Annotated in this window: 11 protein-coding genes and 1 pseudogene; 10 read left to right on the top strand and 2 right to left on the bottom strand. The window is 62.2% G+C overall.

What is annotated here, in order from left to right; translation table 11 throughout:
• The first annotated feature begins 217 nt into the window (after positions 1-217).
• Together OKA05_RS11290 and tnpC are read left to right on the top strand one after the other, a co-directional pair.
• A complete protein-coding gene (locus OKA05_RS11290; RefSeq protein ID WP_264487245.1) occupies positions 218-919 on the top strand; it encodes an IS66 family transposase in 702 nt (233 codons plus the stop codon).
• Complete coding sequence (tnpC, locus tag OKA05_RS11285) at positions 843-1,736, top strand: IS66 family transposase (RefSeq protein ID WP_319800653.1); 894 nt, start codon at positions 843-845, stop codon at positions 1,734-1,736. The genes OKA05_RS11290 and tnpC overlap by 77 nt, the downstream gene beginning before the upstream one ends.
• Before the next feature lie 92 nt (positions 1,737-1,828).
• On the opposite strand, the gene OKA05_RS11280 is transcribed toward tnpC, so the two are convergent.
• The gene (locus tag OKA05_RS11280; protein WP_264487244.1) at positions 1,829-2,722 is read right to left on the bottom strand and encodes an AraC family transcriptional regulator; all 894 of its coding nucleotides are present in this window, start codon (positions 2,720-2,722) and stop codon (positions 1,829-1,831) included.
• A gap of 443 nt (positions 2,723-3,165) precedes the next feature.
• Between OKA05_RS11280 and OKA05_RS11275 the strand changes: the two genes are divergently transcribed.
• The 3 genes from OKA05_RS11275 to OKA05_RS11265 are packed head-to-tail and all read left to right on the top strand — an operon-like array spanning position 3,166 to position 7,267.
• Positions 3,166-4,563 (top strand): sugar porter family MFS transporter, encoded by a 1,398-nt coding sequence (locus OKA05_RS11275; protein ID WP_264487243.1) that lies wholly within the window; start codon positions 3,166-3,168, stop codon positions 4,561-4,563.
• The gene (locus OKA05_RS11270) at positions 4,560-5,513 is read left to right on the top strand and encodes an ROK family protein (protein ID WP_264487242.1); all 954 of its coding nucleotides are present in this window, start codon (positions 4,560-4,562) and stop codon (positions 5,511-5,513) included. The genes OKA05_RS11275 and OKA05_RS11270 overlap by 4 nt, the downstream gene beginning before the upstream one ends.
• Positions 5,510-7,267: a class I mannose-6-phosphate isomerase gene (locus tag OKA05_RS11265; protein WP_264487241.1), complete on the top strand. Its 1,758-nt coding sequence runs from the start codon at positions 5,510-5,512 to the stop codon at positions 7,265-7,267. Before OKA05_RS11270 ends, OKA05_RS11265 begins: the two co-directional genes overlap by 4 nt.
• 287 nt (positions 7,268-7,554) lie before the next feature.
• Here OKA05_RS11265 and OKA05_RS11260 read toward each other — a convergent pair whose 3' ends face one another.
• Entirely contained in the window at positions 7,555-7,857 is a 303-nt protein-coding gene (locus OKA05_RS11260) for a hypothetical protein (protein ID WP_264487240.1), read from the bottom strand.
• A 126-nt stretch (positions 7,858-7,983) separates the two neighbouring features.
• On the opposite strand from OKA05_RS11260, the pseudogene OKA05_RS29430 reads away from it, so the two are divergent.
• The 5 genes and pseudogenes from OKA05_RS29430 to OKA05_RS11240 all read left to right on the top strand — a co-directional run.
• A pseudogene (locus tag OKA05_RS29430) lies at positions 7,984-8,220 on the top strand (LamG-like jellyroll fold domain-containing protein); the annotation flags it as partial.
• A gap of 169 nt (positions 8,221-8,389) precedes the next feature.
• Positions 8,390-12,235, top strand: coding sequence for a beta strand repeat-containing protein (locus OKA05_RS11255; RefSeq protein WP_264487239.1), 3,846 nt, complete (start codon positions 8,390-8,392; stop codon positions 12,233-12,235).
• A gap of 718 nt (positions 12,236-12,953) precedes the next feature.
• Positions 12,954-20,360, top strand: a complete 7,407-nt coding sequence (locus OKA05_RS11250; protein WP_264487238.1) for a galactose-binding domain-containing protein — start codon at positions 12,954-12,956, stop codon at positions 20,358-20,360.
• A 1,297-nt stretch (positions 20,361-21,657) separates the two neighbouring features.
• Positions 21,658-22,089 (top strand): thrombospondin type 3 repeat-containing protein, encoded by a 432-nt coding sequence (locus tag OKA05_RS11245; protein ID WP_264487237.1) that lies wholly within the window; start codon positions 21,658-21,660, stop codon positions 22,087-22,089.
• 55 nt (positions 22,090-22,144) lie between these two features.
• Positions 22,145-23,581, top strand: coding sequence for a hypothetical protein (locus OKA05_RS11240; protein ID WP_264487236.1), 1,437 nt, complete (start codon positions 22,145-22,147; stop codon positions 23,579-23,581).
• Positions 23,582-23,767: the final 186 nt, after the last annotated feature.

Raw genomic sequence — 23,767 nt, 5'->3', positions numbered from 1 at the left:
TCCAACGGTTGTCCGCAGCTCCTGCGTCGCGACCTTTGCCTGGCCGAAGGGCACCGACACCAAGGACGGCAAGCTGCGCCTGAACTCCACAGCGCTGGCGCTCCTGCTCGACGGCATCGACATGCGCCACGGCTGCAAGCGCCCGTGGTATGAACTGCCCTGAGCCAGCGCGAAAAGGCACGCCGCTTGCTACGGTATGCTACGGTATCCACCGTAGATGGAGGACGGCGAACGGCAGCAACTGCTTGGCGAGATCGCGAAACGCGACGCCGAGATCGTCGTCCTCAAGCAGACCATCGATGCGCTCTGCCGCCGCATCTTCGGCAAATCCAGCGAGCAGCTCGATGCCGCCCATCTCGAACTCTTCGAACCGCCAAAAAAAGCGCCCGCCGCCGCTCCCGCAGACCACGGACCGGCGGCTGAGGATCCGGACCGCCGCGACCGGCGGCGCAAGCAACCTCGGCCGCCGCGCATCCCGGAACATCTGCCCGTCGTCGAGCAGGTCCTCGATCCGCCCGAAGTACTTGCCAACCCGGAGCAATGGCGGCGCATCGGCGAGGAGGTCCGCGAACAGCTCGACTACAAGCGCGGCGAATTCCGGCGCATCCGGCTGGTCCGCGGCAAGTACGTCCGCAAGGGTGACGTGCTGGCCAAACCGGTCGTCGCACCGTTGCCGCCGTCGTTGTTGGACCGGTGCCTCGCCACTCCCGGTCTCGTCGCCGAGATCATCGACAACCGCTTCGTTTGCCACCTGCCGTATTACCGGCACGCGGAGATCTTTGCCCGCCAGGGCGTGAGCTTCCACCGCAAGACGCTGTGCAACTGGGCCGCACTGGGCCGCACTGGGAGCCGACTGGCTCTCGGCCGTTTACCGCGCCATCCAGTCCGAGCACTGGCGAAGTCGCTACCGGCAGTTTGACGAAACGCCGATCGACTACCTCGAGCCCGGCAGTGGCCAGGCACAGACTGGTTACCTCTGGGCCTCCAACATCCCCGGCGGCACCGTCATCTACCAATGGCGGGCCGGACGCGATGTCGGCGGAATCGTCGAGCTTTTCGGCAGCTCCGGCCCCGCCGCCTGCACCATCCAGTGCGACGGTTACGAGGCCTATCCCGCCTGGGCCAGGAACAATCCCCACATCGTGCTGGCTGGCTGCCACGCCCACTTGCGGCGGAAGTTTTTCGAAGTGCAGGAACAGGACCCCAAGCTCGTCGCCTGGATCCTGCGCCAGATCGGACACCTCTATGGGATCGAAAGGCTGTTGCGCGAAGCCAAGGCCGGGCCCGCCCTGCGTGAAGCCGTGCGTGCCCCGCAAGGCCGCATGATCCAGTGGCGGCTCAAAGCCCTCATCGACCGCCTCGCGCTGCGCGCCATCCTGCCCAAGAGCAAGCTCGGCAAGGCGATCCACTACGCGGCCAGACAGTGGAGCAAGCTTGAGGTCTATCTCGGCGACGGCCAGATCGAGATCGACAACAACCTCGTCGAGAATGCCATCCGCCCGACCAAGCTGGGAGCAAAGAACTGGCTGTTCATCGGCTGTCGCGAAGCGGGGAAGCGGGCGGCGATCCTTTACACCATCGTCGAGAACTGCCGGCGACTGGGCCTCGGCACCCGCGAGTATCTGGAAGACGTGCTCACCCGACTGCCCGCGATGATGGAAAGCGAAGTGGTCACGCTAACCCCGGCAAACTGGCTCCGCGCCCGCCAGGGAAAGCAGATCTGGAAAGCGGCCTGACAACCTGACCCGGCAAGAGGAATCAGATGGCGCTACGCGCCAAGCTTACTGTAGGGCGTTCTTCCGAATGAGACGTGCAATTTTCCCGCGGTTCAGATTCCTTTCGTCGACTCCCGGAAAGCTTCCGGACTGAGGCCGAATTGCGCGCGGAACACCTGCCGCATGTGCGGACCATTCCGGAACCCTGCCCGGAGGGCTGTTTCTTTCAGCGTGAGCGGGGTTCCCTCTAACATGCGTTTGGCACGGTCGATGCGACAGGCTTGTATCTCGTCGAGCACGCTGCGCCCGGTTCCATCTTTGAACCGCCGCTCCAACGAGCGGCGGTGGCAGCCGAGGTGCTGCGCCACATCCGGCACACTCAAAGTCTGAAGAAGGTTTCCCCAAATATACGCTAAAGCCTTGGATACCAGTTCGTCCGCATGAAGGACGCTGGCGTCCGAGTTGAGCCCGTCATGTAGGAAATGGGAAAGAATCCCGATCAATTGGTAAGAAAGGATAGAACTATTGTCGTTGGGCGCGCTTTGGACACTGCAAAGCAGGCGCTCGAACTGGGCCACAAACAGGTCAAAATCCTGAACCACCGCAATATTGCCCGTCAGATGAAAGGAGCCTTCTCGCATCCAGCGGCGTGGCAATTCCCCGTTGAAGGCGATCCACAAATTGGTCCAGCCGGTGTCGGGAGACGGCTGATGGCGGTGCCACTCTCCAGGACGCAATAGAAACGCGGTTCCCGCTGGAATCCGTTGGATCCCGTGCCGTGTCTCCAGCTCCCCCTGACCTCCCCGAATGAGCACCAAACAGAACTCCGGCAAAATTCTGCCTTCATTCCATAAATAGCGGAAGAAGACGGGCGTTTCGCCTGGGCCGCTTAAATAGGGCTGGCCGGCACCCAGCTTTATCCATCCGGTGTAGGTCACATGCAGTGGTTCAGCCAATACGTGCTCCGTTACCGGTAGGGCGTGCCGAAATGGAGTTCCGAGTTGCATGGAAGCAGGGAATGGGAGTCAAACATCGGCCTATCGGTTGAGCAAGCTCCAAACCCGCGATTGTCGCGAAATGTTGCCTAAGCATCGATAAAAGGTGCATGCAAAATCCCTGCGAGAACAACGGTTGTCGCAAAATGACCCGTCGAAATTATCGACCTGAAACGAAAGGGGATCGACCATGGATGCGGGTTTGACAGGAAGGTGTGCTATCGAGCCCGCCTTCCTCACCGAAGCCGCGGCCGATTCCGTCATACCGCGGAACTTGCCCGCCGCCGGCTCCCAACCCACGAATCACGATGAAAAGCTTTCTGGATCCGGAGGACGCAGCGACACCAGCCTTTCTGCGGCCACCGAATTATTCGGCCGTCGATTCAAGGGCCATTTCATTCCGATGGCTCGCTCCATCCGTTTTCCGGCACCAGCGGTGATCCCACCCCACCACGATGACTCAAGACGTCTCCTCTCCACTCCGCTTCGTATTGTTCGCCACCGGTGTCACTGCTCTCGGCGGCTTTCTGTTCGGTTACGATACGGCGGTCATCAATGGCGCCAACTCCTACCTCAAGGCCTCGATGGGCCTGAACGCGGCCCAAGAAGGAATCGCGGGTGCCAGTGCAATTCTTGGCTGCATTCCGGGTGCGATGTTCGCGGGTTTTCTGAGCGACCGCTTCGGTCGCCGAAAGATCCTGTTCGTTTGCGCCCTGCTCTATGCCCTGTCCGGGATACTTTCAGCGGTTCCGCGTACCTTTGAGGAGTTCCTCGCCGCACGTTTCATCGGTGGCCTTGGGATCGGGGCATCGTCGATGATCTGTCCGGTCTATATTGCGGAGATATCACCCGAGAAGTGGCGGGGAAGACTTGGAACGCTTTTCCAACTGGGCATCGTGGTGGGAATCTTCCTCACCCTCTTCGTGAACAAGACCGTGCAGGGCATGGGGGATGACGCATGGAACACCGACTTCGGATGGCGTTGGATGCTGGGTGCAGGCGCGGTGCCTGCTCTGATGTTTCTTGGACTGCTCTTCGCGGTTCCTGAAAGTCCGCGCTGGTTGTCGCAGCGGGGTCGTGAAGACGAGGCCCGGGAGATCCTTGGGAAAGTGGGTGGCCGCGAACACGCCGCCAGAGAACTGATCGCCATCCGGACAGCTTCGGCGGGTGAGGAGGGCCGCTTCGCGGAATTGTTCAGGCCCCCCAATCTCAAGCCGATGCTCATCGCCGTACTGCTGATGGCATTTTCTCAGTTCTGCGGGATCAACGCCATCATGTACTATTCGTCGAAGATTTTTGAATCCGCCGGCGGCGGCAAAGATGCGGCCTTCATGTCCTCCGTCTGGGTTGGCCTGATCAATGTGGTTTTCACCTTTGTGGCCATCGGGCTGGTGGACAAGGCCGGCCGCCGTCCCTTGCTGATCGTTGGCACTGCCGTGCAGACCATTTCGCTCACCCTGGTCGGATGGATGTTTCATACCCAACAGAGCGGATTGCCCCTGCTGCTCGCCGTCATCGGCTTCATCGCCGCCTTTGCCATGGCGATGGGACCGGTAGGTTGGCTACTTTGCGCCGAAATCTTTCCGAACAAACTTCGAGGACGCGCCATGTCGCTGGCTTCACTGACGGTTTGGGTGTCCTGCTACATCGTCGCCCAGACCTTCCCCATGCTGAATGACAGCCCTTCCGTGGGGCCGGCCATCACGTTCTGGCTCTATGCCGGAATCAGCTTTGTCTCATTGCTCTTCGTATTCGCATTCGTTCCCGAAACCAAGGGCCGGACACTGGAAGAGATCGAAGAAGAATGGAACCGTACTGGGCCTGAATTGTTGAAGGAAGGAGGGCAACCATGATTCTCTTGGTCGGCGATCTCGGAGGCACACGGATGAAGCTGGGTCTCGTGCGCGGCGGAGAGGTGCTTTCCCAAGTTGTGGAACCCTCGAACTCCGAGCAGGGATTGGCTCCGCAATTACCTGTCATTAAAGCAGCTTGGCTCCGCATGTTGGACGACGTGGGAATACCTTTGGCGGAATGCACGGGGGTGGTGATCTCGTTCCCGAGTTTGGTGGACCATCAAAGCGGTCGCATTCTGGATGAATTTGGAAAGTACTCGGATGCCGTCGGAATTGATTTGAGAGCCTGGTCCCATGAGCAGCTCGGCCTGCCGCTTGCCATTGAAAACGACGCTCGCATGGCGTGCATCGGAGAGTGGCAGTATGGCGCGGGCCGCGGCACGGATAATCTTGTCATGGTAACCCTCGGAACCGGATTGGGTACGTGCGCTATCATGGAGGGCAAGGTGATGCGCGGCGTGCATGGTCAAGCCGGTGTCTTGGGGGGACATACGACCTTGCGCTACGGGGGGCGGGCTTGTCCCTGCGGCAATACGGGATGCGCCGAAGCTGAGGCATCGACCACTTCCCTTGCTCATCTGGCTGCGAACCGCACGGACTTCGCCACAAGCGCGGTTTCCAAGGAACCCGTTCTCGATTTCGAATCGGTGATTCGGCAAGCCTCCGGCGGGGATACCTGCGCCATCGCGCTTCGAGAGCACAGCCTGCTTGTCTGGTCATCGCTCGCGGTCAACCTCATCCATTCCTATGACCCCGAGGTGGTGATTTTTGGAGGAGGAATCATGAGTGCCGCCGACCTCATTCTGCCCGCCCTGCGCGAGCATATCCACCGGCACGCCCATACTCCATGGGGCCGGGTTCGAGTGGAGGCATCCTTGCTTGGCGATCAGGCCGCGCTCGTGGCCTCTGAATGGCTGTTCAGAGAACAATCCACCTATTTTTCGAAATGAGGAAACCGAACTACGATAAGCATCCCTTTGTTGCAGTGCCCGATTCGGAGCAGTCATGTGTCGAGGGCTGGGAAGCGATCGGAGGCCGGCTTCGCGAGGCAATCTTACTTCGAGGCAATCGTAAAACCGTCATGGCGGTGGAATGCTATCCCGGTGTTGATGAAACCACCGTTGCCCGATCCCTTGCCGCCCGACTCCAGCCTGCTTTGCTCGTCAGCAGTGCGGACGGGTTGCTTCCGGAAGTCGAGATCAACCGCATTTGCGAGCCCTTCCTGGGCGGAGACGATCCGGTGTTCGGCTTCCTCTCCAGCCTCACTTTGCCCCAGTTTTTCGATCCCGCGGCCTTGCAAGTCCTCCGGGAAAGTTCGGACGCGATCAACGAGGGCCTGGTGTTGATTGTCGGCGTCGGCGCCACGCTGCTTTGTGACTCTGACATCCTGGTGTACGCCGACCTCGCCAGGTGGGAAATCCAGCAACGTCAGCGACGGAAGGAGATTTCAAATCTCGGCGTCAACCACTTCGATTCCCACCATGCAGGGAAATACAAGCGCGCTTACTTCATCGACTGGCGGGTGGCCGACCGTTGGAAAAAACCGTTGCTAGGAAAAGCTGAGTTCTTCCTCGATACCCATCAAATCGACCATGCCAAGCTGGCGGATGGAGATTCGGTGCGCCTCGGACTGGTCACCGCAGCCAGGCGTCCCTTCAGGGTCGTTCCTTTGTTCGACCCCGGCGTCTGGGGCGGCCAATGGATGAAGGAGGTGTGCGACCTCGACCGTACGGAGGTGAATTATGCCTGGTGCTTTGACTGCGTGCCGGAAGAAAATTCGCTGTTACTAGGCTTCGGAAAGCATCGCTTCGAACTGCCCTCCATCGATCTCGTATTCGATCAAGGGAGGGCACTGCTGGGGCAAACCGTTCAGTCTCGCTTTGGCGACGAGTTTCCCATCCGCTTCGACTTTCTGGACACGATGGGCGGAGGAAACCTCTCCTTTCAAGTGCATCCCCGTAAGGAATACATCCGCGAAAAATTCGGGATGCCTTATACTCAGGACGAGAGTTATTACCTATTGGATGCTGGGCGGGATGCGAAGGTCTACCTCGGTTTGAAGGACGGCGTGGATCCGGAGTCCATGCTGACGGACTTGAAACGCGCCCAAGAGGGCGAAATCCCGTTCCCGGACGAACGCTACGTGAACCGGTTTCCGGCAAAAAAGCACGACCATTTCCTGATACCCTCCGGCACGGTTCATTGTTCCGGCTCGGAGTCGATGGTGCTCGAGATCAGCGCGACTCCATACATCTTCACCTTCAAAATGTGGGATTGGAACCGGCTAGGCCTGGATGGCAAAGCCCGGCCGATCCACCTCGAACACGGAGCTTCGAATATCGATTGGTCGCGCAACACCGAATGGACCAAGAAGAACCTTGTCAACCGGGTGGAAACTCTCGGCTGCGGCGAAGGTTGGCGCGAGGAGCGAACCGGCTTGCATGAAAGCGACTTCATCGAGACGAGGAGACACTGGTTTACCAAGACCGTCGCGCACGACACGCAGGGCACGCTCAATGTTTTGAACCTTGTCGAGGGAGAAGAAGCAATCGTTGAAAGCCCCACCGGAACATTCGATCCGTTTGTGGTTCATTATGCCGAGTCCTTTGTGGTCCCAGCATCGGTGGGTCCTTACACGATTCGCCCGCACGGCAAAGGCATCGGCCATGAATGCGCCACCCTCAAAGCCTACGTGAGAGAATGATCCTGTTGGACAGGAATCACCGCGGAAGCCTGCAACATTTTCAGCGGGAGCAGGTCGGTCACGTCCGGCCCGCCGGCCTGCATCTGGTATGCCATTCATAGAGTGCGGTGCCGCGCACCTCCTGCACTCAGGGAAAGCCGACCCAGAACCGCTCCGGACGCGACCGTCACCCGCTTTTTCGAAGGCTACCGTGGCGCCGCCGTCGAGTTCTTTCAAGATGTCGCCGAAGGAAAGATCGACCGAACTCGTGAGACCGAGGTGTTGTGGTTGGCGATCTATCAATCAATTCAGGATGAGACTTTTCCGCGGAGAAAGGCCGCTCCGATCCGTTCGAGATCGAGCGACACGCAGAACATCGAAAACAGGATGCCGAAAAGAAGAGCCATCCCGTGGAGCGAAAAGATCACTTGATCGTAGCGGGCGAAGAAGACGGTGGAGAAGACGCCGCCCGCGAAGATGAAGTTCAGGCGTGCCAGGTATAGCACGAGGTGGCCTGGCACGACGTGCCGAGGGAGGATCAGCGATGCCTGATGCCGGTAGCCGAGCCAATAACCGGCCTGAATCAGCACGACGGCGAGGGTCAGCGCCATCGGAAGCGAGGCTCGCCGTGGGGGAAATCCCCGGCGAGCAACTCCCGGGAGAAAGGTACCCCGCAAAACAAGATGATGGCGACACCGCAGAGCTGAAGTCCAAGCAACACCCCCCGCCGCAGGGGAATGAAACGAGGGCCGGTCCCTACCGCGGCGGGATCAATTCCCGGCGCGGGCCGTTCAAACGCTCCGGTGGCGGGTGGGCAGAAGCTTTATGTCGATGGCGTCCTGGTCGCCAGCGGCGCCAAGACCCTGTCGAACTTCACCGGACAGACCGGCATCAAGCTCGGTCACTCGGCCAGCAGCCCGACTCAATATTTCAATGGCCTGATCGACGACGTCCGCATCTGGAACCGCGCCCTTACCGCGGCCGAGGCCCTGGCGCTTGCCCAACGCAGCGGCACCGCCAATGACCCCGCGCCGCCCTCCGCCGTCATCGTGGCCGGCAGCCTGAGCCCCGCGTTGGACTGGCTTGCACCGGCCGGCGCCACTTCGCATGACGTTTACCTCGGCACCTATGCCGGAGTCCGCGATGCCACCACGGCGTCGGGTGAATTTCAGCACCCTCCCCGTTGCCTCGGGAATCACCACGCCTGGCGTCTATTACTGGCGTGCGGACGAACGGCGCGGCAGCACCGTTTTCAAGGGTCCAGTCTGGTACTTCGAATACATCGGCAGCAATGGCTCCAATGCCTACACTCTCACGCAGCCGACGACCTGGTGGGTGGCCGGCAGCGACGCCTTCACGCAGACCGGCGTGATCAGCGGAGCCGGCGATTTTGCCAAGGCAGGCCTTGGCAGCGTCACCCTCAGCGGGGTGAACACCTACACCGGCGTGACGACCCTTAACGGCGGCATTCTCAGCGTCGGCACCATCGGCAACGGCGGCGTGGCGGGCAATCTCGGCAAGGCGACGAATGCGGCGGGCAATCTGGTCCTCGCGGGCGGCACGCTGCAGTACACCGGCGCCACTGCCAGCACGAACCGCAGCTTCACGTTGACAGCCGGCACCCACAGCACCGTCGATGTTAGCACCGGGGCAACCAATTTGACGATCTCCGGTGCTTCCACCGCCACCACCGGCGGCTTGGTCAAAACCGGCACCGGCACACTTACCCTCAGTGGTAGCAACCTTCACACCGGAGCCACCACGGTCAGCAGCGGCACGCTTCGCCTTGCCGGCTCGCTTGCCGCGACGGCCACTACCGTACTATCCGGAGCCGCTCTTGAGGGCACCGGCACCACGTCGGGGGCGGTCACCGTGCAAAGCGGCGGCACGCTTGCCCCGGGCGTGAGTGCCATCGGAACGCTTGCGATCAACAACACGCTCACCCTCGCGGGCACTGCGGTCATGGAGATCCGTCGCACCGGCAGCGTGCTCTCCACGGATAGTGTCAGCGGGATCACGACGCTCGCCTATGGAGGCTCGCTTGTCGTCACGAACACCGGCAGTAGTGCGCTGCTGGCCGGGGATACCTTCCAGCTCTTCTCCGCCACGACCTATACGGGCACCCTCGGCAGCATCACGCTGCCGTCCCTTTCCCCAGGTCTGGTCTGGGAAACCGGCAACCTCGCGGTGAACGGCACCATCCGTGTCGGCGCTCCACCGCTGGCGTTGAACGACAGCTTCGCGATCCAGAAGGACACGGTGGGCAACTTCCCCGTGATGGCGAATGACACCGATGCCGATGGCGACATCCTTTCGCTGCTTGCCGTCACCCAAGGGGCCCACGGCAGCGTGGCCATCTCCGGCAGCAACGTGACCTACACTCCGGCCGCCGGTTACATGGGCCCCGACAGCTTCACCTACACCATTGCCGATGGTGGGAACGGCACGTCCACCGCGACCGTCTCGGTCACCGTCACACGGGTCAACCAGGCTCCCACGCTCAATGCACTGGCCAGCACCAACACCACCGAAGACGCCGCCTTCAGCGTCTCGATTGCAAGTGAGGCCAGCGACGTGGACGCGGGGGAAACGCTGACCTTCAGCAGGCAAAGTGGTCCCTCCTGGTTGACCGTCGCCGCGAATGGCGCGATCAGCGGCAGCCCCACAAATGACGATGTGGGTGTGAACGAGTTTGTGATCCGCGTGACCGACTCGCTGGGTGCTTATGCGGAATCCGCATGGGTGATCACGGTGGCCAACACCAATGACGCACCGGTCTTCACCGCCAATCCGATCACCAAGGCCGACACCGTTTGCTATGCGGCATACAGCGGCAGCATCGCAGCAGATGCCACTGATGTGGATGCGGGTGACACCTTCACCTTCTCCAAGGACAGCGGGCCCGCGTGGCTGACCGTCTCCTCGAGTGGCGCGCTCTCTGGCACGCCTGCGGATAGCGATAGTGGCCTGAACAGCTTCACCGTGCGGGTGACCGATCCGGCGAGCGCTTCCACGACCGCCACCCTGCTGATCAATGTCACCGGCATCGTTTGGACCAACCCAGCGGGCGGATCGTGGGCGACCACGGGCAACTGGAGCGGCGGCGTCATCCCCAGCGGAGCCAACAAGATCGCCAACTTCGCCACCCTGAACCTGACCGCGAATGCGACCGTCACGCTCGATGGCGCGCGCACCATCGGGCACCTAGCCTTCGGCGATACCACACCGTCCCACAACTGGACGCTCAACACCGGCAGCGGCGGACCGCTCACGCTCGACGTCACCAGTGGTAGTCCGAAGATCACGGTCAACAACCAGGCAGCTACGATCAATGTCGTACTTGCCGGCAATGACGGCCTCACCAAGGCCGGTGCCGGGACCTTGGGCCTGGGCGCGGCCAACACGCTCACCGGCCCTTTCGCCATTGAGGGCGGAATTGTCCGGCAAACCGTCAACAGCACCTTTGCAGCAGGCACTGCCTTGAGCGTGACCAATGCGGCCCTGGAAATTCGCTACGGTTCCTACAACGTCAACTGGGTGGATGTGACCAGCGTCACGCTGGGTGGAGGAGCCACGCTTCGCGCCGCGGCCCAATATCAGGCGGACAACGGCGATATCGGCTTCAAGGACAACATCACCGTCATCGGCACCAACACGGTCCATGCCACCGGTGGAAGCTACGGCAAACACAACTGGCTCTCGGGTGGCATGACGGGGAACTCCGCCGCTTATGTCAACCTGACCAACGGTTCCGGCTACGGCGTGAGTGGCTCCGGTCGCTCGATCATCCTGGAATCCGCCTACGGCAACTGGACCGGCTACCAAGGCACGCTCAGGGCTGCGAACGACGTCACCATCAGGGGCACCGTGGCGCTGCAGAATGCCAAGGTGATCGTTGATGGGAGCATGGGCCTCTATGCCAACGGCGCGATCGGTGAATTCGGTGAATTGACCGGTGCCGGCACCTTGAATGCCAACTCCAAGACCGGTGGTGAGTGGAAGATCGGCAACCTGGGGACATCCACCACCTACGCCGGCGTCATCAATGGTGCCAGCAAGCTGACCAAGACCGGAGGCGGCACGCTGACCTTGTCCAACGCCAGCACCTATACGGGGGCCACCACCATCAGCGGGGGCACCTTGAGGGTCACCGGTTCGCTGGGTAACACCGCCACCACCGTGCAAAGCGGTGGAACGCTTGGCGGCACGGTCACGGTGCAGAGCGGTGGCACGCTGGCCCCCGGTGCCGGTGGCGTTGGCACGCTCACGCTTGGCAACCAGACGCTTGCTACCTCCGGCACCGTGGCGATGGAGATCGGGCGGACCGGTTCCACGTTGTCGTCCGACAAGGTCTCCGGGGTCAGCACCCTGACCTTCGGGGGCACGCTCACGGTGACCTCCATCGGCGCGGACGCCTTCCAACTGGGTAATACCTTCCAACTCTTCAGCGCCACCAGCTATGCTGGGAGCTTCGGCACCTTCAATCTGCCGGCGCTTGGCTCGGGACTTTACTGGAAGATCAGCCGCCTTGCCGTCGATGGCACCCTTGAGGTGACGGACCAGGCTCCGGGACTTCCCGCGAACCCCTACACCACCTGGGCGCTGAACGAAGGGGTGGGCAGCTCCACTGAGGATGCGGATCATGACGGGCTGAGCAACTTGCTCGAGTTCTACCTCGCAGGCGATCCGCAGGATTCCGATGTCTCGGGCAATCCCGTGCTCTCGGTCAGCGCCACCCACCTGACATTCACCTTCCAACGGCAGGACGAAGCCGAAGCTCATCACGGCGACGAGCGGATCCAGTGGGGATCCGGACTCACGGGTTGGACGGACGTTGTCATTGGCGCGACCAGTTCCGGGCCGGATGCGCAAGGCGTCACCGTCCAAGTGAGCGAGAACGGCGTCGCGCCGGACCAAGTCACGGTATCCATCCCGCGGGTAGCTGCCGTGGGCGGAAGATTGTTCGCACGGTTGAAGGTGGAGGAGTGACCACCATCGAATCAACCCACCATCCTTTCCATGAAACGCCTCGGCATTGGCCTTTTCCTTGCCACCGCCTCAGTGCTGTTTGCCGCGGCTGAGGATGACAAGATCTCGCACGGCCAGCATCAGGGCGGCAGCCGGGGTTGAGGCTTCCACCGCGTGACCCATGCGGACCCGGCCTTGCCGCGCGTGGGATCATCGAGCTGCCTGTCGGCGGGGATAAGCGCGAGCGCTTCCGAATTCGCGGCGGAGTCGGATGTTTTCTCCCGCCGTGTTCTTGGAGGAACGGCCGTGCGGTTCCACCCCGGAGGATGCGAAGGCTACTTGCCCCGCCGATGCGCTTGAGAGGCACCGCTCTTCCCGTCCCGCGTCCCGTCCCACCGTTTCGAATTGATCTTATGACCCGTGCCTCCACCGTGTGGCTCCGCGCCTCAATGGCCGGACTTTCGTGACGTCTTCACTGCCGGGAAATGAGCGGTAGTTGCGCCTTCGTTCGATGGATCGCTCGCCGGAAGGAGTGCGTTTCGCGATTTCGGGAGAGATCTACTCTGAGAGGCCACCAGCGAATCCCGGCCTCTGGAATTCGAGTGCAAGAATCGTCATCTTTCGGGTAGGAAAAGATTCTTTACGGTCGGCCTTCTGAGTTCAGACTGAAACGTAGGCGCCGGATCGCATTACCCACGATCCTCGGTGAGCCCTCGCTCATTCCCTGTCTTAGCCAACTGTGAAGTCCTTCCGTTCCTTGGCCCGTGGCATCCTCGCCGGCTGCTTGCTCGTTCTCAACGGCATGGCCCCCTTGCGGGCGCAGTCCGTTCCTCCCGTGGATCCTGATGATGCGCTTGGCATTTGGGACTTCGACAGCACCGCGGTGCCGAGCCAATCCGCCGACGTCGTTGCGGGCACCACCATCGCCTTCCAAGGGAACACCGCTTACAGCGCGGATGGCGGTGGACGCAGTGGCCAAGCCGGTGACCGCGCCATGAACTTCGGCACCGCCGGCAACAGCTCCGCACGCATCACCGATGCCGCCTTCATGGGGCTGCTGAATCAGCGCAATCTCACCGGCGACAAGATCAGCGTGGTTTTCTGGCAGCGCTGGGACGCCTCCATCGGCAGTTCCTCCACGGTCTGGTTCCGCTCCGCCGCCTCCGGGAATCGAGGCTTTCAAAGCCACATGCCGTGGAGTGACGGCACGATCTTCTTCGACCACTCGGGCTGTTGCGCCATCCCGTCCCAGCGGCTTTCCATTCCGAGTAGCTCGGTGCCGGGCCTGAATTGGCAGCAATGGAACCACATCGCTCTCGTCAAGAATGGCGGCACCAAAGAGATCTGGATCAACGGCCAACCCGTCACCTCAAGCTCCGGTGCCGCGGCTCTGACCAACGATTGGACGGAGGTCCTGCTGGGCCAAATGCTCGACAGCCCGGGCAACGTGATGAAAGGCCGGCTCGATGACTTCGCGATCTTCACCACCGCGCTCGAGCAGTCCCACATCAATGCCCTCGCCACCGGCACAAAGCCCGCTTCGTTGCTCGTCGCGCCAATCGATCGTCCGCCGCTGGTCGGGAGTCTCACCCCGGCGGACAAGACCACCTTTCACCCGCTCAACGGCGGTCTTGGCTTCAACGTCAGCACGGTCGCGCCCAACGCCCTCGCGCCGGGCAATATCCGGCTGTTCCTCAACAACGCCGACATCACACCGACGCTCACCATTGACGGCACCGCGACGAGCCGCACGGTCAGCTCGTCCGCCACGCTTCTGACAAACCACTTCTACAACGCCCGTGCTGAAGTCACCGACCAAGCCGGACGCAGTTCCATCTTCACCTGGACCTTTGACACGGCGGATCCCGCGACCATTCCGCCGCACCAGCCGCTCAACCTGCTGGCGATGGCCACTGCCACGCCGCAGGTCATCGATGGCAATCCCACCACCTTCACCGAGACCGCCAATAGCCCCGGCTCGTTCCTGGAACTGGAACTGGACCGCTATGTCCGGGCCAGCCGGATCGAGCTCGTCGCGCCGGCTGGAGCCGCCTACGCGGGCATTCTCAATGGCGTCCGCCTCCGCGTCTTCGGGCTTCGTGACCAGCTTCTCTTCGAGACCACCATCACTGCCGTCGAACCCGGGGGCACTTGGGCGGTCTTCCTGCCGGCTGGGATCGATGCCCGTTTGCTTCGGCTCGATCTTCCCGCCGGACAAACGAACGGGGTGGGGGATCATCGCATTGCCCTGGCCGATTGGCGCGTCCTCGGGGACCCGTCGCCCGCCGTCGGCCCGCTCGACCTTACCTCGATCGCCACGGTCACCCAATCGTCCACCAACGGCACCAATACCGCGGCCCTCGCGATCGATGCCAATGCGGCTACATTCAGCGAAACGCAGAACCTCTCGAACAGCTATTGGCTGCTCACCCTTGACCGCAGTCGTCCGGTGCGGCGCGTCGAATTGGTTGCCCGCGCCGATGCCGCATCGGCCCGTCTCGGGGGACTCACGCTGCGGTTGCTCGACGCCAACTCTAACACCCTGGCTACAACCTCCGTTTCCCATCCGGGGGTTGGTGGCACGTGGGGCTTCGACATTCCTGCCGGCACCGCGGGCGCCCGTTACCTCCGCATCGGACTCGAAAACAACGCGCTCAACAGCTACGGCGACCGCATTGTTTCGTTCGCTGGCGTCAGCGTGCTGACGGGCACCAATTATGCCCTCGGTACGCCCGCCTACATGGTGCGCCTGACCGACAACCTGCCATCGCCCTCCCTCGCCAACGACGGCAACCACGCGACCTTCACCGAGACCACCACGCAGACCGTCGATGGCTACTGGGAGACCGACCTCGGCCAGGTCCGTTCGCTCTACAGCATCCGCGCGATTGCCTTCGACAGTGCCGACCATCAGAAGCGGCTCGCCCATGCGACCGTTCGGCTTTTCGATGAGAACCGCAATTCGGTTTACTCCAAGCACCTGAGCGGCACCTCGGCGATTTTTGACATCGCCTTGCCAGGTCCCGTGAACGCGCGCTACGTCCGGATCGGGCTGGAGAACAAGGAACGTACGTCAGCCACCGGCGGCACCGAATGGTGGCTGCGCTTGCGTGAGGTGCAGGCCTTCGGTCTCACCGCCGCCGAGACAGGGCTCACTGGCTTCACCGCCACGCCTGCGCAGATCACGTCCGGTCAATCGTCCACGCTGGCTTGGCAGGAGGAGGGACTCCGCGAGCTGTCCCTTTATCCCGGTGTCGGCTCCGCTGGCTTTTACGTGAATCCGCAAGGTGCGGGCTCCCTCGTGGTTTCACCCACCGCCACGACGGAGTACCTGCTGGTTGGAAAGAATCACGACGTCGTGGTCACGCGCGCCGTCACGGTCGTCGTCAATGGCCAGTCGCTTCCGCCACGCATCAGCGAGTTCGTCGCCGCCAACCGCTTTTCTCTCAGCGACGGCTATCGGCAGGAGCCCGACTGGATCGAACTCCATAACCCGAACGGCACACCATTCAATCTCGCGAACTACGGCTTGAGCGACACGACAGCGACTCCGCTGAAATGGACCTTCCCCGCAGGCACCGTCATTCCGGCGAACGGCCACCTGATTGTCTTCACTTCGGATAGCGACACGCCCGTCGATCCCGCCGGTAACCTCCACACCACCTTCAGTCTTTCTGCGGGTGGCGAGGCCGTCGTCCTCGCAGCGCCGAATGGAAGCATCGTCGATTCCATTGCGAACTATCCCGCTCAATTCGATGATCTTGCGTATGGCCGAGCCCGTGCTGGCACGCTCGGTTTCCTCGAACCATCGCCGCGCGAGCATAACCTCGGCACTGCGCTTTCGGGTTGGCTGCAGCCGCCCGTCTTTAGCCACAGCCGAGGTTTCCGTGACACGCCGTTTTCGCTGACGCTCAGCAAGTCGGATCCTGCCGCGCAGCTCGTATATTCGACCGATGGCTCCGAGCCTGCCATCCCTTATGCCGGACCCATCGCGGTCAATGGAAGCGTGACCGTGCGTGCCGCCGTCCGCCGCAGCGGCTACCACGCGTCGCCCTCGGTGACCCACACCTACGTCTTCCGCGACAGCGTGATGAGTTCGCCGCTGATGAACTCTACCTACACCCAGGGGGTGCTTTCCACTCGGCTCCGGAGCAGCTTGACCCAGCTCCCGACCATCTGTCTGAGCGTCCCCGTTCTTCCCGATGACTACAACGAGCGGCCCGCCTCGATCGAGGTGATGCTGCCCGATGGCTCGCCGCCGCTGCAGGTCAATGCGGGCCTGACCCGCTTCGGCGGCTCGTGGACGAACTTTGCGAAGAAGAGCTATCGGGTAAACTTCCGCTCGGACTACGGCGCGAGCAAACTCGAGTCACCGCTATTCCGCGGCTTCGACCGGGGCATGGCTGCCCACGACGAAATCAACACCCTCGACCTCACCGCCGGCAACCACGACATGGTGGACCGCGGCTTCTACATGGCCAACCGCTTCGTCGAGGACACGATGCTCGAAATGGGCAGCCTCAATCCCCATGGCCGCTTCGTCCACGTCTACGTGAACGGCACTTACTGGGGCCAATACAATGCCCACGAGCGCCTCGATGATGATTTCCTCTCCGACTACCTCGGTGGTCCGGATGACGACTACATGGTGGTCAGAGGCAACGATAACGACGGCGCGAATTTCGTCACCGGCACGCCCGACCCCGAGCATCGCGCCTCATGGGACACCGTCCGCGCCAATCGGAATTCCTATGTCGCGGTGAAGGGCCGTCTCGATGTTCCCCACCTGATCGACTTCATGCTGCTGTGGTTCTACGGCAACTGTGAAAGCGAATACCGCTGCGCCGGCCCGATCGATCCCGGCCCCGGCTTCAAGTTCTGGTTGGCCGATGCCGACGGCTTCCTCCGCACCTCCGCCCTCAATCTCGACACCACTGCCACGGCGGGTCCAGGCGGTCTTTTCGGAGCTCTCGTCACCGAAGGACATCCCGACTTCAAGATCCTGCTTGCCGACCGCATCCACCGCCACTTCTTCAACAACGGTGCGCTTACTCCGGACCGCAATCTTGCGCGGCTCAATGCCCGGATGGCGGAAGTCCAGGACAGCTTGATCGCCGAGTGCGCCCGCTGGGGCTATCGCACGCCGGCCAACTGGGAGAGCGCCGCGCAAACCATCCGCACCGGGCTCTTTCCGCAGCGCACCGCCAATCTCTTCACGATGCTGCGCAACCGCAGCTTCTATCCGGCCATCGACCCGCCCGTGCTTAGCCAACACGGTGGCAGTGTTTCAAAGGGCCAGGCGGTCCCCATCACTGCGGGAAGCGGCACGATTTATTTCACGCTCGACGGGTCGGATCCACGCTTGCCCGGTGGGGGTATTTCTTCGGCGGCGCTTTCCGCTGTTGCCACCTCCACCACATTCATTCCGATGGGCTCGACCTGGCGCTATCGCGACATCGGATCACTCCCCGCGGCCAGTTGGCACACTACCGCCTACAGCGACAGTGGCTGGGCCATCGGGACTGCGCCCCTTGGATACGGCACCGGCGACGAAGCCAGCATCGTCAGCTACGGGCCGTCCGCCAGTGACAAGTATCGCACCACCTACTTCCGGAAAACCTTCAGCGTCGCCAATCCTGCCACCGTCACCGGCCTGACGCTGGGTCTCGTTCGCGACGATGGCGCGGTCGTTTATCTGAACGGCACCGAAGTCGCCCGCTCGAACATGCCCACCGGCACCGTCGGCTACACCACCCTCGCCGCCAGCAACGTCGCGGGAGATAAGCTAACGGTTTACAACTACGCGATCCCTCCGAATCTCCTGGTCGCCGACAACAACGTGATCGCGGTGGAGATCCATCAGTCGAGCGCCAACAGCACCGACCTCCGCTTCGATCTTTCGCTCGTCCAGACCTCGGTCCCGTCCATCGTCCTCAATGGCAATACCACGGTCAAAGCGCGGCTCCGCTCCGGCACCACGTGGAGCGCCCTGACCTCAGCGGATTTCCAGGTAACCCACCCGCTCGCCACGGAAGGCCCGTATGCGCTGTCGCGCTGGAATTCGAACGAGCCCGCTGGAACGGCGCCGCCGAGCATGCGCTTCTTCCAGACCGATCTGCCGGACCCGGTTCTTGCCACGCCGATGGACCTGCCGTGGACGCTTCCCTTCAATCTGACCGACCGCAGCCGCATCAATGGCCTCGGCTTGCCCGGCATCGGCTTTATCAATACCGGTAGACCGCAGACCACTCCGGGAGCTGGCTTTGTCGGGGCCGCCGTGCTCGCTCTGGACACCCGCGGCAGCCAGGACATCCGGGTCCGCTGGACCGGCGGCACGGTCGCGCCGAACGAACGCGACTACGGCATTCGCCTGCAGTATCGCATCGGCAACGTCACCGCTTTCCTCGATGTCCCCGGTGCTGGCGGCGCGCCCGTGGAGTATGTCCGCAACGCCAACGCCGCTCACTCCACCGTGCTCGGCCCGGTATCGCTGCCGGCCGCCGCGGACAACCAGCCGCTCGTGGAGCTGCGCTGGAAGTACTATTTCCGTAGTGGCACCAGCGGTTCGCGTGCGCAGCTCCGGCTGGATGAGATCCAGGTCACCGCCGGGCCGGTCATTGCCGAGTCCCTTGCCATCGCGACCGCGCCTGCTACAGCCCAGGCTGGGTCGGTGGCCTCGCCGGTCATCGTCCACGCGCTCGGCCGCAACGATGTCGTCGCGGAGAATTTCAGCGGTGTGATCACGCTCGCCATCGCCGGTCAGCCCGGCGTGCTTGGTGGTACTGTTACTCGCGCCGCGGTGAACGGAGTCGCGACCTTCAATGACCTCGTTTTCCCGACGCCCGGACTTTACACGCTCACGGCGTCCGCCAGCGGCTTGACCGGCACCAGCCACGCTTTCCCCACGCGTGTCGCAGGATTGGCTTCACTCGTGATGCCGTCCTTCATCCAGGGTGCCTACCCGGCGAATACGCTGCGGGTTCCCCATGCCAGCCTGTTGCGCATCGATGGCTTGCTGCCCTCCGCCACCTATCGCTACGCCCAGCAGATGGTCACCGATGAGGACCCGCCGGAAACCGATGGCGCGGGGAACATGATCTTCGCCACGGGGAATGCCGGGCCCTTCGTGCGTAGCACCGCTTCGCCGCGCTTCCTCCCCGGTGACCTCGGTGTCCGCCACGGCGAATTCACCACGGGCGCCGATGGCAGCCACACCGGCTGGTTCGTGATCGAGCCGACCGGCAACATCCGCTTCACCCCGGGCAATGCCGTGCGTCCGCGGATCCTGCTCAACGATGGCAATGGCGGCGACGTGCCTTTCCATTTCCTGACTTCCGCCGGCTCTGCCCAGGTCCGTTCCTTCGGCACGGGCAGCGCGGAGGGTTCCGCGCTTCACGGCGACTCCGCGGCCATCGCGCGGAATTTCATGGTTCTCTATACCGATGCAGCCGGCCTCACATCGCCGCTCGCCGCCACCCCGGTCGAGGATAGCGGCGCGGGCGTTGATTCGAACTACGCGCCTTTCTATCAATCCGAAGTCGCGGGGCAAGCGAGCCGTTGGGGGACGATGATCCCTAACAATCTTCCCGCCGGGGTTCGCCGCTTCGAACAACGCGACCGCCTGACCGGCCAGATCGTCTCCGTCTTCACCATTCCCGAAGGCCACGATCTCACCAGCGGCCTTGCTACCGGCAGCGAGTCCACCGGCATCCGCATTCCGGCCGGTGAAGGTTTCGACCGCTGGCAGGCGCTCCGCTTTACTCTCGGGGAGATCGAGGACGATGCCCTCGGCAGTTCGTCCGGCGATGTCGATCACGATGGCGTGGCCAACCTCCTCGAGTTCGCGTTCGGCATGGATCCCTTCATCTCCAGCCGCAGTGGCTTGCCAGTGGCTGCCATCGAGACCTTCAGCGGATCTCCCCACCTCGTCTTCCGCTACCGCCGTTTGCTGGGCAGCCACGATCTCGATTACCACGAAGAGATTTCGACCACGGTCGGCGGCTGGGCTGATGCCACCCCGGCATGGGTGGGCAGTGAGGAAAGCGCGCCGAACCCCGATGGGCTCACCGAGACGGTCACACGCCGTCTTCCCGTCGTGTCCCAGCAGCCGCGCCGCTTCGTGCGGCTCAGGGTCGAGCAGCCCTGAGCTTGAGCGGGGCAGGGGGGCTACCGGTGTGGGTCGATCTCATCGCCGGGGCTGGAATGCCTGTAAGGCACTGGCTTGGCGATCTCTACGAAGGGCTGCTGATTGCCAGATCAAAAGTCGGGTTAAAAAACCGCTTGCAATCACACCCTGAAAGGTATGAATTCCGCCCGCGGTCGCAAGGCCGCCCCGTTTACCCGCACCGAGGGCGATGGGAATCGATGGTGACCCCACTCCTGGGGAGCCAGCATTTCGGGAAAGGACCACCGTTTACGGCGGAGTCCCTGAGTATTCCCGGAGTCCGGCAGGACGCCTGCCTGACGAGCCAAGACGCAACAGTCGCTGCTCCTCGCGAGCTGTCTTGATCTTGCGAAACCCCGCTGAACCAACGATTCCTCCAATGATCCATCCCGCTTACGTGACCCCCGCCTTCCCGCGGTGCTCCGCTTTTCCGGCAAGATCCGGCAACTCGTTTTGTCGTTGATCCCCCGGACTTCGTTTGTTCGCAGGCGGGTTGGTCCCCGTGCCCGGTCTTAGGTCGCTCCGCGGCCTGTTATTCCAGTAGCGCGCTCCCTCTTCCGCCCGCGATTCAGTCTGCCGGAAATGCACTCCGAAACTCACAGCCATTTTCATGAAATTCCTAAAACATACAAAAAAATCAACTATTGAAGGTCCGCGCCACTCGTTCTGGCAGGCCTCCTCCTGGGGCTCGCCGCTCCCGTCCTCTACGCGGTTCCTGTAGTCCCCTCGGTGGATGGCGACTTTGTCCTGGCCTTCCGACGTCCCCAAAACCAGTCGGGAACCTATCTGGTCAATATCGGGCCGGTCTCGCAGCTGATCTCGTCCACACCGGGTAGTGCCGTCGCGGTTCCCGGGGTGCCGAATCTCGGAGCGGACCTTGCGACGTTCAACATCTTCGTGGGCGAAGACCCTGTGAATTGGCACGCCAGTCCCAATGTCCTCTGGGGTGGTATCGGCCGGAACTCGGCGGACAAGAACACCGGCTATGTCACACGGAAGCGTCCGTCCCTTGCGATGCAGAGCACGGCGTGGAATCCGATCAACGCGAGCGCTCACGCGAGTCTCTTCAACACCCAGGTTTCTTCCGTTCTCAGCGTTGGATTCAATGCCTTGGAGAGAACGGCAAGCAATCCCGATGCTGGCTTCCAGGAAGAAGCTCCCGCAGGTGCTCAAACCGCGCTGTTTTATTATCAGGTCCAGACGCGAACCGGCGGCCTCGACTTCGGATATTGGACCAGCATCGAAGGTGATTTCGGAGCAGGGGCAGCGAATTCGGCCCTTGATCTTTACGAACACCGGCGGCCCTACGGACGGGAATCCTGCGGAGGTGAACTACATCGGCTACTTCACGATCTCCAGTTCGGGCGCGCTGAGCTTCACCCGGGCGGCCACCGTGCCGGGCAATAGTGACTCGGATGGGGACGGCTTCAGCGATGCTGACGAGGCGATCGCCGGCACCAATCCGAACAGCGGCTCGTCGTTCTTCAGGCTGCCCGCTCCCGTGGTGGTACCCGGCGTCTCGAAGTCCTTCTCGCTGCCGACGGTGGCGGGTCGCACTTACGTCATTGAGTACAACGACGATCTGCTCGGCACATGGATCCAGGTAGGCACCACGGCCGGAACCGGCTCGGTCTGGAACCTCGTCGATAACGACGCCGGCCGAAACGCCTTGCCGCGCGGCTTCTACCGCGCCCGGGTCACCAATCCGTAATCCCTTCGTTTTGTCAGTCCATTCGCTTCAAAGCATAACCTCTTTTATATCGACCATGAAATCTTTCAAATATGCAGCGCTCGGCGCCCTTTCCATCGCTTCTGTCGAACGCGTCGCTGCCCAGGGAACCGCGCCCACCGCGAGCACGGTCATCATTCACTTCGCGGCCTCCAATGGTGACCGCAATGCCACCCAGCGCGCGCTAAGCAAAATCCTCACCAACTGGAATTACCGCGGCCTCGATGGCAGTGCCACGGGAGCTGGCGGCCAGTCCCAAAACATCACCAACGCGGTCCAGAACTCCAACTTCGGCACTTGGAACGGGTTCATCAATGGAACCCAGCACGTCATCGTCCGCACCAACTACGCCGGAGCGCTGGCGGGTCTGGCGCATGTTGCCGATCCGACCTTCGAAGCTCGTTTCGATGAAACCAACGGCGTGGGCAGCGGATCCATCCCGGCCAATCCGATCGACCCGGAAAATACGGAGGACTATCTGCTTTCGACCGTGGACTTCGGCCTCTCCACGAACTTCCATGCGACTTCCCCTTTCAAGGGGACCTATGGGAATCCGCCGAGAACCTATAACGACACGATCAAGGAGACCAACGTCGGAATCTCCCCACTCGGTTTCTATGCCAGCCCCGGCTTCCCGGCGGACAACATCACCACCCAGCAGGTCAATCAACTCTACTCGGCGGGTTACCTGCCCCTCGCGTCGTTCACGGGAAATAGCGCGGACCTCAACAAGGTGGTCTTTGCGATCGGCCGTAATACTGGCGCGGGCCAGCGCTTCGGTGCCATTCAAGAAACTGGAATCTCCGGGTTGGCCAACCTCACCGTGTGGCAACCGCAGGCACCTGCAGCCAACGGGAACGATGGACTGGGAAATCCCATCTACGGTGACCACCCCAACTACGATTCCAACAAGTCCATCAATCCGAACGGTTGGGTTGCCGGGGGAGTGGTCAACAGCCACGCACCCTGGGGCACGGAATCCAACAGCGGCATCACTGCCTCCGGCGGCTACAATTCGGGTGCCAACCTTGCGGTCGCCCTGACTTACACGCTTGGATCCGCTGCCTACAGCGTCCTGAACGATGAGCGCGGCATCACGGCGACCGGCGGATACTACATCGGCTACGTGACTCCCGGTGACGGGAACGGACGAGTCCTTGGACAAGGCCTGACCCTTGCGCAACGCCCGCAAAGCACCCGCGGTGTCCAACTCAAGTACAACGGCGTGGATAATACCCCCGCGAACATCAAGAACGGGAAATACTCCCTCTGGCTGTACAATCGAGTCGTCGAGCCCGTGAACGGGGTGGTCGGCAAGTTGACGGATCCTTCACCCACCTTCCGCCAGGAGTTTGTCGATACGCTGAAGGAGCAGATCCTGGAGACGGACGCTGCGACCGGCGGCGGGATCCTTCTCGATGACACGCTCAAGGTCGAGCGCTTCGAAGACGGCGGCATCGTGACCTTCAAGTGATCGATCGATCGCCCCGGGACCGGGCCGCGCTCCACCTCCTCCTTGCGCGGACGGCTCCCGGGCTTTCCTCCCCTGACATTCTTCGCGGCCCGTCAGGGCCACCCTTTGTCCCATCTTACCCGCGAGCAGGAAGTTCTTCCGAGCTCGGGGCGGCATCGAGACAACCGTTGTGAAAACATCCTCATC

The sequence above is a fragment of the Luteolibacter arcticus genome (genome assembly GCF_025950235.1).
Taxonomy (GTDB): Bacteria; Verrucomicrobiota; Verrucomicrobiia; order Verrucomicrobiales; family Akkermansiaceae; genus Haloferula; species Haloferula arctica.
Note: the sequence above shows the minus strand (reverse complement) of the source record. Positions and strands in the feature narration are given on the sequence as shown.

Excerpts from the sequence above, each read along its gene's own strand:
- OKA05_RS11290 (WP_264487245.1), top strand. The coding sequence starts at position 218 with ATGGAGGACGGCGAACGGCAGCAACTGCTTGGCGAGATCGCGAAACGC.
- OKA05_RS11255 (WP_264487239.1), top strand. The coding sequence starts at position 8,390 with ATGCCACCACGGCGTCGGGTGAATTTCAGCACCCTCCCCGTTGCCTCG.
- OKA05_RS11265 (WP_264487241.1), top strand. The coding sequence starts at position 5,510 with ATGAGGAAACCGAACTACGATAAGCATCCCTTTGTTGCAGTGCCCGAT.
- OKA05_RS11275 (WP_264487243.1), top strand. The coding sequence starts at position 3,166 with ATGACTCAAGACGTCTCCTCTCCACTCCGCTTCGTATTGTTCGCCACC.
- OKA05_RS11240 (WP_264487236.1), top strand. The coding sequence starts at position 22,145 with ATGAAATCTTTCAAATATGCAGCGCTCGGCGCCCTTTCCATCGCTTCT.
- OKA05_RS11270 (WP_264487242.1), top strand. The coding sequence starts at position 4,560 with ATGATTCTCTTGGTCGGCGATCTCGGAGGCACACGGATGAAGCTGGGT.
- OKA05_RS11280 (WP_264487244.1), bottom strand. The coding sequence starts at position 2,722 with ATGCAACTCGGAACTCCATTTCGGCACGCCCTACCGGTAACGGAGCAC.
- OKA05_RS11260 (WP_264487240.1), bottom strand. The coding sequence starts at position 7,857 with ATGGCGCTGACCCTCGCCGTCGTGCTGATTCAGGCCGGTTATTGGCTC.